We start from the raw sequence: 13,179 nt of genomic DNA on the forward strand, positions 1-13,179 counted from the left end.
AGAAATTCAGGAATCAGCAACAGCAAAACCCTGTCTGCTCTGGAGCAGACAGTTTTCAGCCCGGCAAGCAGCTTGGTCGACAGAAGCGAGAATCTTCTCTTGCGGAAGAAACTCTCCCAGGCAGTTTCAAAGCTGGGCCTTTCCCTACTGGGCAGCCACCTCAGCTGGGTAGACACTCACCTTTTGCCGCCACTTGCCATAGCGCTCAAAAGTCACAATGCCGGTGACCACAGAATACAAGGTGTCGTCGCCGCCGATGCGCACGTTCACCCCTGGGTGAAACTTGGTGCCCCGCTGCCTGACCAGAATGTGGCCGGGATGCACCAGCTCGCCCCCATAGCGCTTCACCCCCAGCCGCTTGGCATTGGAATCTCGACCGTTGCGAGTGCTGCCCGTTCCCTTCTTATGAGCCATAACGCCTCCTATGCAACTGCGTGATCAACAGAAACGAGATAAAAAAATCGGGATTCAGGACACCTGAGTTCAGAGTTTATTCCTCATCCGCAGGGATCCCTGTCGCCGCTGCCGAAGGGGCTGCCTCTGGGTTAGACTCTGGAGCCGATTCCGCACGGGATGGTGCCGTGGCTAGGGGCACCCCATTGAGTTCAATAGACTCGATCAGCAGACGGGTCAGCGGTTGCCGATGGCCTCTCTTTTTGCGGGTCTTTTTCTTTGGCCTCATCTTGTAGACGATGATTTTATCGCCGCGCCGATGCTGTAAAACCCGTGCCCTGACGACCGCCTCCGAAACGTAGGGATGCCCCAATGTGATTTGTCCCTCGTGGTTGATCAACAGCACACGAGACAAATCGAAGGGGCTGTTCTCCTCCACTTCCGCCAGGCGATCGACCTCGTAAAAACGCCCCGGCTCCACCCAAAGCTGCTTACCGCCGGTTTCCACAATTGCGTAAGTCATCTTTCTCCCTGCCGTACAGGTGCCCTGCGGGGGTCTTGAAACCTGATCCGAGCATTGACAGCGATCCCAAATCTTAGCGGAAAAGGCCGCCATCTGTCAGCTAGAGTTGGGCGAGGGTGGCCATTTCCAACGGGTTTGCAACAGTTCCGACGGCGCAGTGGGACGGAATCCCCCTGCTGCTGACCCTCACCCCCAGCCCCCTTAGAGGGAGAGGGGAGTTAAGAATCAACTTCGCAGCATCTGTAGCGACCGCAGGCCAGAGGTTGCAGAGTCATTCTTTGCTATTCGTCAGCTTCTCCCAAGCAGCCTGAAGGGCAGCCTGCATGCGCTGAGCGGCGCGGCTGAGGCGATGTTGCCAGGTTTCCCACTTGTGTTGCAGAAACTCTGCCGCCTCGTCCAGTAGGGAGAGATCGAACTTGCCCCCTTTGGCCAGCTCGTCCCGCACCTGCTTCACCTTAACGCGCACCACCTCGGGCGGATCCTGTGGGCCAACCAACGCCTTGAGGCGATCCCCCATGCGCTGGATAAGCTGTTTCACCTGCCGAGATTTTTCGCTCCAAAAGTTCTTTAAGCCTTCCGCTTCCGATTTCAGCCGTTGCGGAGCATCCTCCTTAACCACCACCGCGTCCACATCAATGGCTTCCACGTCCTCAGGCAGGAGAACAGCCCGCCCCCCCCAAGGCTCGGCAATGCTGCCACCCAGAATATAAGCGGCAATCGCTCCAGTCTCCCAGTCAAAGAGAAAATCCTCAATCCAGCCGACCTCTCGATTCCCAATGCGCACTGTGCGACGGTAAAGAGAGCTGAGAGGGGTGAGGGGGGTAGCAAAAACGGTAGAGTAGGTCAGCAGCGCGTCTGGCCCGATGAGAGAAATCTGCTCCAGGGGGGTGTATCCCTGCTGGCTGGTGAAGTAGCATACCCGCCCCGTTGGGTCAACCCAGACTTCTTCTACAGTGCCCAAGGCGGTAGCAGTGCTGCCATCGAGGGCCAGCAAGCCCACCACTTGGCTACGTCGGATGATCTGTTCCATAGGGTTCATCGAGTTATCTCCTTGATGGGTTAGCTGGGCAGCCTCAAAATCCGCGGTAATGGCGCAGTTGCCCCCTGAGCCGGGCAATTTCCTGAGCCATGTCCAAGACCATCGCCGCCCCCGTCCAGTTGAGGCCTAAGTCTCGGTGTAGGCGGCTCATTTGCAACAACCGCCTGAGCTGTTGGGGGGTCAGGTAGCTGCTCTCGGCCTCCACTAAGCCTTGGGCCAGCAGCCATTCCAGCAGGTGGGGAGGGATCCCCAACAGTTCCGTGGCCTGCTCAAAGGTATAGAGCCGTTCTTCCACCCGCACAATCGCCAAGCTCATAGATTCACCTCCTGCAAGTGGGCGCGGGGATCCCAGCTACGGCTTTGGCGCAGCTTTTCGTAGAGATCCCGCTCGGTCTGGGAAAGGGATTTGGGTGCCACCACCTTCAGCCGCACCAGCAGGTCGCTCCGCTGGCCTTGGGGATCCCGCCAGCCTTGGCCGCGCAGCCGCAGGGTTTGGCCGCTGTCTACCCCGGCAGGGATCCTCAGTTGCACGCGACCCGTAGGGGTGGGAACTTCCGCCGTCCCTCCCAAAGCCGCCTCGTCAGGAGTAATGGGCAGCTCGCAGAGCAGGTTGTCCCCGTCAAAGCGGAAGAAGGGGTGGGGGGGCAGCTCCAGGGTGAGGTAGAGATCCCCTCTTGGCCCTCCAAAGGGGCTGACCTGGCCTTTGCCCTTGACGCGGATGCGACTGCCCGGCTTAGCACCGGGGGGAATGCGGATGGTTAGCGTTTCTCCATCCAGGTTCAGCCGTTTCTGGGTGCCGTGGAAAGCTTCTGCCCAGCTGAGACCCAGAGTGCCCTCCACATCCTGCCCCGGCAGATCCACCGAGACAAACGGCCCAAAGCCGCCGGCGAAGCCCTGGAACCCGCTGCGGCGGGATCCCATACGGCCCAACAGCTCGTTGATAAACTCCTCGAAGCTGGCGTATTGGGCGAAGCCCTCCATGCCCGGCATTCCAGCAGCAGAACCAGTACCCACCCGCTGCCAGTACTGCCCAAACTGGTCGTAGCGCCGCCGCTTTTCCGGATCTGAGAGCACCTCGTAGGCTTCGTTGATCTCCTTAAAGCGCTCCTCTGCCGCCTTATTCCCAGGGTTGACATCGGGGTGATACTGGCGGGCCAGCTTGCGATAGACGCGCTTGATTTCCTCGGCAGAGGCATCTCTGCTGACGCCCAGGATCTTGTAGTAATCCTTGAAGTCACTCGCAGCCATAGGCTCACCCCTGCAAGGTTAGGTTAGAGTTTTTCGGGCTATTCTCAGGATATAAGGTTGCAGCTAAAAAATTGGAGCAGACCCAGAACACGTACAGGCAGAGCGGCGAGATGGCGCTTTACTGTGCTCTCGCTACTTCGGAAACTTTTTGGGCTAGGGCTTGCGTTTGGAGAAGATCCCTTTCTCATCTCGTGTGAAAATTTGCTTGACCTTTTCCCAAGCTTTGAGGAGTGCATGGGTGGAGTTATTGCTCTCTTGTTTGGCTTGGTTGTAGGCTTCCACAAAGGTTTGCTGCGCTTCTTCCGAGAGGTCAGCGCGGATTTCCGGCGAGATGCTCTCTGGGGTTAAGTCTCCCTCTGGCTCACCGGGCAAGTTCAAGTCGGCAATGGAAACTTCCTCTCCGCCAGCACTCTGCAGCAGCAAGTAAATTTCGCCCGACTTCTCTTCCGGTACTTGCACCACCAACAAGAACTCGCCCGCCTGTATCCGGGTTTGGTAGATGGCGGCTTTCTCCTGCGGCATACCCAAGGCAATCAGGGCGGATCCCAGGCCCGCTCCCAGTGCTCCGTACAAAGCGCCGCCCGTTGCCCCCAACAAAGCGGCTCCCAGAGGCCCAGCGGCCACCACTGCCCCCAAAAAGGGAATGAACAGCACCCCCACGCCAGTGAGCAGCCCCAGCAGGGATCCGAACAGGGATCCATAGATGGCCCCATTGGTCAGACCGTCCAGAACCACCTCTTTGCGGGTGATAAACCCGGTAATTTTGGCTTCGGTTTGAAAGTTGCGGCCAATAATGGAGATGCGATCGTTGGGAATGCCACGGTTCAAAAGCCGCTGGATACACTCTTGCAGCTTGCCCTCTTCTTTGAAGGCGGCGGAAACACACTTTTTGGGAGCTTGGGCAAAAGCGCTCATACGCAATCTCCTGCTGAGTTTTACAGTGCCAAGGCAGGTTTTTTAACCTTTTCCCTGCTACTACTCTCGTCTTACTACTCTCGTCTATTGTCTCCCCTCTTCAGCAAAGGACTCGGTCGCAGAATCGCGAACCCCCTGGAGAAATCTCCGTACTGAGGATGCCAACTCTACCCTTACCCCCAGCCTCCTTCCAGAGAGAGGGGAGTTGGGATTCAACGCACGCTACTTGCTGCCGGAATGACTGGGGGGTTTGGAGGAGCTATAGCAAGCGGATCCCGGCCATCAAGCCCTGGCAGACCCCCGTCAGGAAGTCTTGATCTAGGGTTTCGAGGGTGTCGCTTGGCTTGTGGTAGTGAGGGTTGCGCAAGAAGGCGGTGTCGGTAACCATAACGGCAGGGTAACCCGCATCCCAAAAGGGGGAGTGATCGCTCAGGCGAGTGGCAGGCAGGATTAGGCCCCGCTGCCCGGCCAACAACCAACAGCAAGGGATCCCCGCTTTTTGAAAATCACGCTGCAGCTTGAGCAGATCCCCCCAGGTGGGCCAGTTGCCGATGAGACCGATGTAATCTCCCCGGTTGGGGTAGAGCTTCTCAAGGCCAGCGGGGTAGCGTTGGGATCCGGGGGTGGGATCCCGGTAGCCCAGCATTTCCAAAGACAGCATCAGCCGTAGGGATTGCCTCTGACGTTGAAGAAACTGGGCGTAAGCCCCACTGCCCACCATCCCCCGCTCCTCCAGGTCAAAAGCCACCAGCCACAGGGGGGAAGGGGCAGGGTTGGCGGCAAAATGGCGGGCCAATTCCAGCAACACCGCTATGCCGCTGGCGTTGTCGTCTGCTCCAGGGGTTGCCGGGGCAGCGTCAAAGTGGGCTCCGATGAGGATGGGTTGGCGGCCAGAACGGGATCCCGGCAATTTCAAGATCCAGTTGCGGTGCAGGCGGCCACCGGCCTCAAAGGGGAAGGACTCCAGGGATCCCCAGCCAGAGAGCTGCTCTTGGATGTAGCGCTCCACTTGGCTATGGCCCAGGGGCGACCAGTCGGGATCCCGGGGCTGGGCCACTTGCTGCAGATGAGCCTCTAGGCGCTGCCGCAGGTCTTGGAGATCTGACGCCATCATGAGCTTCCCACTCCAGACCGGGCAACTTGAGCATGGATCTGTCGGGCCAACTCCAGGGTGAAGTAGCGGTGGGATCCCACCGTTCCCGCCAACACCCGAAAGGGATTCTCAGGATCCCCTAGGTGATCCAACACCAAAGCTGCCCCGGAAAAATCCTGATCCCGAGTATAGTCGTTTACTGTCACCACAGTGGGGACCCCCGCTTGTTGGGCCGAGCGCAGCCCATTCTCCGAGTCTTCAAAGGCCAGGCAGGCCTGGGGGGGCAGCCCCATCTGTTCCAGGGTGTAGAAGTAGATGTCGGGGGCGGGCTTTTTGGCGGGGACAATATCGCCGGCAGCGATCACTTCAAACCAGCTTAGGCTCTCCGGCAGTGTGTGCTCCAAAAGGGCTGTTACATTTTCCGGCGTGGTGGTGGTGGCAATGGCCAAGCGGATCCCAGCAGCTTGGGCCTCCTGCAGTAGCCGCTTGACACCGGGGCGCAAAGGGATCCCGCCTTTGGCCAACAGAGCCGTGTAGTGGCGGGTTTTGGCCTGGTGCAACCGGGCAATCAGAGCCACCAGATCTTCCCCAGGGAGCAGCGGCGGCTGAATGGTGTCGATAAAGTGGCGAATGCGCTCTTTACCTCCCGTAATGGCCAAGAGCTGGCCGTACAGCTCCACCGACCAGTGCCAGTCCAGCCCTGCCTCGGCAAAGGCGGCGTTGAAGGCCACGCGATGGCCATCCCGCTCCGTGTCCGCCAGCGTGCCGTCCACATCGAAAATCAAAGCTTGCAGTTCCATGCGTACCCCCGCTCCCCCCCAGCTACAAGCGACCCTATGCTACCCCATGGTTTGGGTGCTCTCAGCCTGGTTTCTGGGAAGGCCGACAAGATGAGAGAATGAAGCACCGGTTATCCAATCTCGCCATGAGCTTCGATTTTGACTTGATCATCATCGGTGCCGGCGTCGGCGGTCACGGCGCTGCTTTGCATGCTGTCGAATCCGGCCTGAAAACCGCCATCGTCGAAGGTGCAGAAATGGGCGGCACCTGCATCAACCGCGGCTGCATCCCCTCCAAGGCTCTGCTGGCCGCCTCAGGACGCCTGCGGGAACTGCAACACAGCTCTGAGCTGGGCATCCAAGTGGGATCCGTCCAGGCTGACCGGGGAGCGATTGCCGCCCATGCCGCCCAGGTGGTGGAGAAAATCCGCGCCGACATGACCCGCTCCCTAGAGAGGCTGGGGGTAACAATCCTGAGAGGGCGGGGCAAGTTGGTGGCACCCCAGCAGGTGGAAGTCCAGGAAGAGAAGGGATCCTATACCTACACGGCGCAGGATGTTATTCTTGCTACGGGCTCCCGCCCCTTTGTGCCCCCTGGCATCGAGGTGGATGGCCGGACGGTGTTCACCAGCGACGAGGCGGTGCGGCTGGAGTGGATCCCGGAGCGCCTAGCGATTATCGGCAGTGGCTACATTGGCCAGGAGTTTGCCGACATCTACACTGCCTTGGGATCCCAGGTCATCCTCATCGAAGCCCTGGAGACCCTGATGCCGGCCTTTGACCCCGATATTGCCCGCCTGGCCCAGCGGGTGCTGATTAAGCCCAGGCAAATCCAGACCTACGTGGGGATCACGGCCAAGCAGGTGATCCCTGGCCAGCCAGTAACGATTCACCTCTCCAACGGCGAGACGCTGCAGGTGGATGGCTGCTTGGTGGCTGCCGGTCGGATCCCGGTCTCAGAGGGGCTGGGCTTGGCCGAGCTGGGCATCGACACCGGCAAACGGGGGTTCATCCCCGTCGATAGCCGCATGGCCACCGATTTGCCTCACCTCTGGGCCATTGGGGATGTGACAGGCAAAATGATGTTGGCTCACGCGGCGGCAGCTCAGGGGAGAGTGGCCGTGGAAAACATCTGTGGCCGTACCGCCTATATGGACTACCTGAGCATTCCGGCAGCGGTGTTCACTCACCCGGAAATGGGTTTTGTAGGGCTGACCGAACCTCAGGCCAAGGAGGAAGGCTACAGCGTGGGCACGGTGCGCACCTACTTTGGCGGCAACTCCAAGGCCATTGCTTCGGGAGAGACGGAGGGCATGGTCAAGCTGGTCTTTGACAAGAGCACCGGCCTATTGCTGGGATCCCATATCTTCGGGCCCCATGCGGCGGATTTGATTCACGAGGCAGCTCAGGCCATTGCTCGCCGGGCCACGGTGCGAGAACTGGCCGGCTTGGTGCACGTTCACCCCACCTTGGCAGAGACGCTGGAGGAAGCCTACAAGCGGGCAACTCACGCTCTGGCAGGGCCTTAGCCAACGGCTCGGCAGAGGGTCGCCTGCCTCACTCGGTTTTGTGAGGACTCCGTCCCGCCCGCTCTGCCTCCGGCGGGGTTTACAACCAGGCTGTGAAGGGCCAGGTTCTCAGACGGGCAACCCAGCAAGATCTCCCGGCTCAAAGCGTCAAGAAGACCTTAGGATGGGGGGGAACGCGTGGGAGGAAGTGCTTTTGGTGAGCGAAGCCGAGATTACCCAGGCAGTGCAGGCCCAGTACGAGACTTTCCCCTATCCTCCTATTCCTTACGACCGGCCCTTTGAGGGCTTCTCCAGTCTGGGCAGCTATACCTTGGCGCAGTACGCCCGCACCCGCACCTTGCAAGAGCCCACAGGATCCAGGTTTTTGGTGGCCGGGTGTGGCACCGGCTGGGAAGTGCATGGCATTGCCGCCAGCAACCCCGGCTATGGGTCGGTGGTCGGGATTGACATCAGTCGCCCAGCCCTGGAGATGGCCCAGAAGCGAATTAAGCACCACGGCCTGCGCAACTGTTCGGTGCAGTACGGGGATCTGCTGGATCCCTCTACTTGGCCCGAAGGCAGCTTTGACATGATTAGCTCCTACGGGGTAATCCACCACACTGCCGATCCCGTCAAGGCTTTGAGGAACTTGGCCTCGCGCCTAGCTGCCGACGGGGTGATGGCTCTGATGCTCTACAACCGTTCCGGCCGTTGGCACCTCTACCGCATTCGCCGCGCTTTGGAGCTGCTGGGCATTACTCCGCCGGCCACTCCGGAAAAAATTGAATTCGTGCGGCAATTGTTAAAGGCAGCTCATCCTACTTCCATGCTGGCCCAGCATGCCAAGGCCCACCAGGACTACTACCTCCACGATGAAAATATCGTCGATAACTTTTTCCACGCCAACGACATCCCTTTTGACATCGGCGAGATTCCTGACCTTTTGGCCCAAGCCGGGCTGGAGTTTATCGATGTCGCCCCCTACTCGGACTATTGGAATGCCAGGCCGTTGATTGCCGCCACCCACCCGGAGTTCCATCGCCGCTACGAGGCCCTTGCTCGCATCGACCAACTGCGGGTCATGGAGTATCTGGAGCCCCTATATCACACGCAAAATCTCTTTTGGTGCTGCCATCAAGGTCAAAAGATAACAACTTGGGATCCCTTTACAGTCGAATTTTTTAAGGGATCCCGCTGGCAGCTCAACCCCTTGTTTGTCCGCTATGGCAGCGTGCGCTACTGGGATCAAAAAATCCCCTTTTCAGATCTGTTGGGCAAGCTGGATCCGGCCCAGATCCTGACCCAGAAGATGGATATTTTCTGGCCCGTCGCCCGTATCCCTGGCAAGATGATGGCCTCTACCCGCTACCAGGTGGTGGAGCTGCTGCTGCCCCTGGCCAATCAAGCCCGTTCTGGCGCTGAGATCCTGGCTGCCCATGAAGAGAGAGCCGACCACCTTCTCAACCTATTTCGACAGTGGGAAGCAGACCGGTTAGTCCTGCGGGTTGCCTAGCTTCTGGTTATTCCAAACAGTCCAAATCACCAGGGTCAAAGTCTGTTCCATGCTAAGGTTGTATCATGCATGACCGAGGACGGTGCTTCTCCCCAGGCATGTTTGCGCCGGCGGTGCGGAGCACCTCTACTGGGACATCTTCGCCACAGCTTTCCCTGTGAATAGAGCTGGCAGATCTGGATCCCGATCAACATCCATGGCAACCCCAACGCCAGAGCTGGTAGGAGGCAAGGATGGCTGACTACAATCGCGGCATTATGAAGTTCAAGGGGGCGGATAGCCCAATTGTCGTTTTGATCTCGGCAGGGATTGTGGCCGGTGTGGTTTCGGCCCTGATCTGGTGGGCTTTGCACTTTGCTTACGCGGCTTGAGTCTCAGCCTCTTCCAGAAGCTAAGGGCAGCTTTTCCTGCGCTGCAAGCCTCCCGGACAAGGTAGGGAATTGGGACGAGGCTTTCTTGCAACGCTTGCGGCAGTCTCTTCAACGTTGGTACCGTGAACACGGGCGGGATCTGCCCTGGCGCCGCACCCGGGATCCCTACGCCATTTGGGTTTCGGAAGTGATGTTACAGCAGACCCAGGTGGCAACAGTTATCCCCTACTTTCAGCGCTGGATGCAGACCCTGCCTGGGATCCCAGCATTGGCGGCAGCCCCCCAGCAGCAGGTGCTGAAACTGTGGGAGGGCCTAGGCTACTACCGGCGGGCCCTGAACTTGCACAAAGCCGCCCAAATCCTGGTGCGGGAACGGAACGGCGAGTTCCCCAGGGATTTGGAGCAGGTGCTGGCTCTGCCGGGGATCGGGCGCACCACAGCCGGCGGCATTCTCAGCGCTGCCTTCGATCAGCCTTTGCCCATTTTGGATGGCAACGTCAAGCGGGTGCTGGCTCGCTTGGTGGCTTTGCAGCAGCCTCCGTCCCAGTGTCTGTCCCTGCTGTGGCAGCTTTCCGAGCAATTGTTGGATCCCGTGCAGCCACGGGCTTTTAACCAAGCCCTGATGGATTTGGGAGCTACCGTCTGTCGTCCCAAAAAGCCTCACTGTGGCCAGTGCCCTTGGCAAGCGGATTGCAGCGCCTACAATCGAGGTCAACACCAACAATTGCCTATGTCTGCACCCCGTGCCTCCCGTCCTCATAAGCAAATCGCGGTTGCCATTGTTCTGCGGGGAAAAGAAATCCTTATCGATCGACGACTGGAAAGCTCAATGCTCAGCGGGCTGTGGGAGTTTCCCGGAGGCAAAATCGAGCCGGGAGAAACGGCTGCTGAGTGTGTAGTACGGGAGGTAAAAGAAGAAATCGGCATCGATATCGAGGTGGTCGCGCCGCTAGCCACCGTCGAACATGCCTATACCCATTTCACCGTTACTCTTATCGCTTTTATCTGTCGCTACCTGGGCGGAGAAGCCCAAGCCCTGCAATGTAGCGAGGTGCGCTGGGTCAGCCCGGCGGAACTGTCGGAATTTCCCTTCCCAGGGGCCAATCAAAAGTTGTTTCCCCACTTGTATGCTTGGCTGGCAGAGCATGGCAACCCATGATGAACCCACCCAATCCGCCAAATGGCTTAGACCCTTCTGGAACGTTTGCCCCAAGACATTCGATAGGATAGTAGATGTCCTGCTGCCGTGAGCTACGGATATGCTTGTCACTCTGGAAAAAGCGGGGGAGATTCTGGCTAAGGGATCCCACACAGCCATCACAACCACAGATGGCAAGATCGCGCTGGTGCCCAAGGGAAAAGAAACCCTCAAACTGACGGCCAACGAAGCCATTAACCTAATGTTTTACGTCGTCCGCTCCGCTGAACCGGCAGAGACGGTGATGGCCCAACTGGAGGAGGCAGTTGCCAAAGCTCAAGCCCCCGATCCAGCCGAGGAACGGGCCAGAAAATATCGAGAACTTCGTGGCGTCTAAAGGGGTGGCATTCGTGCCGGGTGGAGCCTTTCGCCAACTGGAGAGAGACTCCAAAACTTAAAAGCAGGAGGAGCTGAGGGCGACAAACTTCCCATCGGTGGTCCACCCCAGCAACATTGGCTCCTGCGGTTGAATGGCCCGTCCGGTGAGAGCACAGCATTGGGCTTGGTGGGCCGTGGCCGGGAAGCTGGCCCGAATATCCTCAGGACTGAGGGTGGCAGCCCCTTGAGAGTGACGCAGGACATAACTCCAAAGAATTTCCCGTATGAGGGCCTGGTAACCCTGATTTCCGGCCAACGCCTTCAGTCGCTGCTTCAGCTCACGTTCCAGCCGAATGCTGGTCACTTCCATCTGGGTCGTGGGAATGGGGGAATGGGCGCGGATGGGCATGCAGGGATCCTCCCTCGAAAAGCCTATACTACTCCTGTAGCATAGCTGGCTTACCGCCTGAGCGGGGATCCCGGCCTGGGTGAGATGGCTCAGGTCAAAATGGTTGCAAGCTGTGCAGTTCTGACCGCTAAGGCAACGTCAGCACCTGAGTGTATGGTTGAGTTGATCCCGCCCCGTCGCCGTGCCTTGGAGCATTTGCTGGCCCGCCTTGGATTCAGGGATCCGGCTTTGCTGGAACAACTGCGCTGGGATCTGCTGGATCAGGCCTTGATTCACCCTTCTCTGGATGGCCAGCGGAACAACGATCGGCTGGAGTTGTTGGGGGATTCTGTCCTGCGGATTTTGGTTACGGAATTCTTGTTTCAGTCCTATCCCCATCTGTCGGTGGGAGAGCTGACCGCGATTCGCTCCGACCTGACCAGCGATGCTTACCTGGCAGAACTGGCGGATCTGCACGGCTTGGATCGCTACCTCGAGGTGGGATCCAGCTCTCAAAACGACTTGGCCGGACGGGGTCGGCGGCTGGCGGATGCTTTCGAGGCTCTGCTTGGGGCTTTTTATCTCAGTTGGGGTATTTACACGCTGCCCAGGCTGCATCCCTGGCTGGATCCCTATCTACACCGGCGAGTGGAGCAGTGGTTTCAAGACCCCACTCGGCGCAACCCCAAAGCAGCCCTGCAAGAACTCACCCAACGCCTTTGGGGCAGCCTGCCGGAATACCGCCTGGTGGCCGCCCAGGAACATCCCCCCCATTTCACCATGGAAGTCTGGGGGCAAGGACGGTGCTGGGGTCGCGGTGAAGGTCGCTCAAAAAAGGCTGCGGAAATGGCCGCCGCTGCCCAAGCCTACAAACACTTGCAGTCGGAGCAGACATGAGAGGCAGCCACCGCTACGAGTTGGCCAGTTGGTTGTTTTTGCTGGGGAGTGGCCTGTTTGCGGTGAGCGAGGTGATGACCTTGGGCAGTGACCCCTCTCTGTGGGATCCCGCAGCTCCAGCCTTTCTCAATCTCAAGGTTGTCCAAACCCTGCTGGGGATAGGAGCCAGCCTCCTGTTCGTCGTAGGCAGTGCTCTGTTCATCCTCGATGCCCGTCACCGCTGAGATGCGCCCCTTATCCAGCAACCACAATAGCCCTTCTCCGAGAGCGGAGAGAGGCGAATCAGATGAGAAGCTTGCTAATAAGGACTTCTTCCGGCTACGGGATCCGCAGGCGAGAGCATGACTCTAGTCAATGATACGCTGGACTATACTGAAAATAATGTACAGTATGTTCAGTATGGCTGCTTGGTATGGCTAGGTATGTAAAACCGAGAGAAGCGGCGGATTATTTTGGGGTGTGTCTCCACACCTTGAGGCGATGGGAACAGAAAGGCTGGATCAATGCAATACGTACGCCATCTGGTAGAGCAAGAAGGTATGACCTCGACAGCTACATCAAAGCGCCAAAGAAAGACAAGCGGGTCGTTTTGTACGCCCGAGTCAGCAGTCGGGGGCAGAAGTCAGATTTGGAGCGACAGATTGCAAGGCTGGTTAGCCTCTATCCTGGAGCCGAAGTGGTCGGAGAGATTGGAGGCGGTCTCGACTTCAAAAGACCAAAGTTCCTTGCCTTATTGGAACGAGTTCGTGCGGGAGATGTCGGAACAATTGTGGTCGCTCACAGGGATCGACTCTGCCGGTTTGGATTTGAGTTCGTTGAGTGGTACTGCCGTCAATACGGGTGTGAAGTCTTGGTTCTCGACGACGATCACCTTTCTCCCCAGCAGGAACTGGTTGAGGACATCCTCACCATCCTGCACTGCTTCAGCAGTCGGCTCTACGGACTCAGGAAGTATCGGGCTGCAATCGAGAAAGATACGGATTTATCCGGAGCCAG

17 protein-coding genes are annotated in these 13,179 nt (G+C 58.5%); 8 read left to right on the forward strand and 9 right to left on the reverse strand.

The window, feature by feature from the left end; genetic code table 11:
* Window positions 1-144: 144 nt before the first annotated feature.
* The 8 genes from rpmA to ACVWYZ_RS05115 form a co-directional block, all read right to left on the reverse strand.
* Complete coding sequence (gene rpmA, locus ACVWYZ_RS05080) at window positions 145-414, reverse strand: 50S ribosomal protein L27 (protein ID WP_011432382.1); 270 nt, start codon at window positions 412-414, stop codon at window positions 145-147.
* Window positions 415-490: 76 nt separating this feature from the next.
* Window positions 491-916, reverse strand: a complete 426-nt coding sequence (rplU, locus tag ACVWYZ_RS05085) for a 50S ribosomal protein L21 (RefSeq protein WP_457466394.1) — start codon at window positions 914-916, stop codon at window positions 491-493.
* Window positions 917-1,187: 271 nt separating this feature from the next.
* Window positions 1,188-1,946 carry a PRC-barrel domain-containing protein gene (locus ACVWYZ_RS05090; RefSeq protein ID WP_457466406.1) on the reverse strand — a complete coding sequence of 253 codons (759 nt, stop codon included), beginning with the start codon at window positions 1,944-1,946 and terminating at the stop codon, window positions 1,188-1,190.
* Between the two features lie 43 nt (window positions 1,947-1,989).
* Complete coding sequence (locus tag ACVWYZ_RS05095) at window positions 1,990-2,271, reverse strand: chaperone modulator CbpM (RefSeq protein ID WP_011432385.1); 282 nt, start codon at window positions 2,269-2,271, stop codon at window positions 1,990-1,992.
* Window positions 2,268-3,203, reverse strand: a complete 936-nt coding sequence (locus ACVWYZ_RS05100; protein ID WP_414419461.1) for a DnaJ C-terminal domain-containing protein — start codon at window positions 3,201-3,203, stop codon at window positions 2,268-2,270. The genes ACVWYZ_RS05095 and ACVWYZ_RS05100 overlap by 4 nt, the downstream gene beginning before the upstream one ends.
* Window positions 3,204-3,356: 153 nt before the next feature.
* Window positions 3,357-4,118, reverse strand: a complete 762-nt coding sequence (locus ACVWYZ_RS05105) for a ChaB family protein (protein ID WP_457466395.1) — start codon at window positions 4,116-4,118, stop codon at window positions 3,357-3,359.
* 259 nt (window positions 4,119-4,377) lie between these two features.
* Window positions 4,378-5,232: a M28 family peptidase gene (locus ACVWYZ_RS05110; protein WP_457466396.1), complete on the reverse strand. Its 855-nt coding sequence runs from the start codon at window positions 5,230-5,232 to the stop codon at window positions 4,378-4,380.
* Window positions 5,229-6,011 (reverse strand): HAD family hydrolase, encoded by a 783-nt coding sequence (locus tag ACVWYZ_RS05115; protein WP_457466397.1) that lies wholly within the window; start codon window positions 6,009-6,011, stop codon window positions 5,229-5,231. The genes ACVWYZ_RS05110 and ACVWYZ_RS05115 overlap by 4 nt, the downstream gene beginning before the upstream one ends.
* A gap of 125 nt (window positions 6,012-6,136) precedes the next feature.
* Here ACVWYZ_RS05115 and lpdA point away from each other — a divergent pair, with 125 nt between their 5' ends.
* The 5 genes from lpdA to ACVWYZ_RS05140 all read left to right on the forward strand — a co-directional run bounded on the left by lpdA (window position 6,137) and on the right by ACVWYZ_RS05140 (window position 10,917).
* Window positions 6,137-7,519: a dihydrolipoyl dehydrogenase gene (gene lpdA / locus ACVWYZ_RS05120; RefSeq protein ID WP_414381400.1), complete on the forward strand. Its 1,383-nt coding sequence runs from the start codon at window positions 6,137-6,139 to the stop codon at window positions 7,517-7,519.
* A 196-nt stretch (window positions 7,520-7,715) separates the two neighbouring features.
* A complete protein-coding gene (locus ACVWYZ_RS05125) occupies window positions 7,716-9,011 on the forward strand; it encodes a class I SAM-dependent methyltransferase (RefSeq protein ID WP_457466398.1) in 1,296 nt (431 codons plus the stop codon).
* A gap of 233 nt (window positions 9,012-9,244) precedes the next feature.
* The gene (locus ACVWYZ_RS05130) at window positions 9,245-9,382 is read left to right on the forward strand and encodes a hypothetical protein (protein WP_011432392.1); all 138 of its coding nucleotides are present in this window, start codon (window positions 9,245-9,247) and stop codon (window positions 9,380-9,382) included.
* A 94-nt stretch (window positions 9,383-9,476) separates the two neighbouring features.
* Window positions 9,477-10,541, forward strand: a complete 1,065-nt coding sequence (mutY, locus tag ACVWYZ_RS05135) for an A/G-specific adenine glycosylase (protein ID WP_457466399.1) — start codon at window positions 9,477-9,479, stop codon at window positions 10,539-10,541.
* Window positions 10,542-10,641: 100 nt separating this feature from the next.
* The gene (locus tag ACVWYZ_RS05140; RefSeq protein ID WP_099812344.1) at window positions 10,642-10,917 is read left to right on the forward strand and encodes a hypothetical protein; all 276 of its coding nucleotides are present in this window, start codon (window positions 10,642-10,644) and stop codon (window positions 10,915-10,917) included.
* Between the two features lie 57 nt (window positions 10,918-10,974).
* Here ACVWYZ_RS05140 and ACVWYZ_RS05145 read toward each other — a convergent pair whose 3' ends face one another.
* Complete coding sequence (locus ACVWYZ_RS05145; protein WP_414349980.1) at window positions 10,975-11,307, reverse strand: hypothetical protein; 333 nt, start codon at window positions 11,305-11,307, stop codon at window positions 10,975-10,977.
* 153 nt (window positions 11,308-11,460) lie between these two features.
* Here ACVWYZ_RS05145 and rnc point away from each other — a divergent pair, with 153 nt between their 5' ends.
* The 3 genes from rnc to ACVWYZ_RS05160 form a co-directional block, all read left to right on the forward strand.
* On the forward strand, window positions 11,461-12,183 hold the full coding sequence (gene rnc / locus ACVWYZ_RS05150; protein WP_457466400.1) for a ribonuclease III: 723 nt from the start codon (window positions 11,461-11,463) through the stop codon (window positions 12,181-12,183).
* Entirely contained in the window at window positions 12,180-12,407 is a 228-nt protein-coding gene (locus ACVWYZ_RS05155; protein ID WP_414399535.1) for a hypothetical protein, read from the forward strand. The genes rnc and ACVWYZ_RS05155 overlap by 4 nt, the downstream gene beginning before the upstream one ends.
* Window positions 12,408-12,595: 188 nt before the next feature.
* Window positions 12,596-13,179, forward strand: a 584-nt coding sequence (locus ACVWYZ_RS05160; protein WP_457466401.1) for an IS607 family transposase, incomplete at its 3' end; no start/stop codon positions are given.

The organism is Thermostichus sp. MS-CIW-37 (assembly GCF_054060065.1).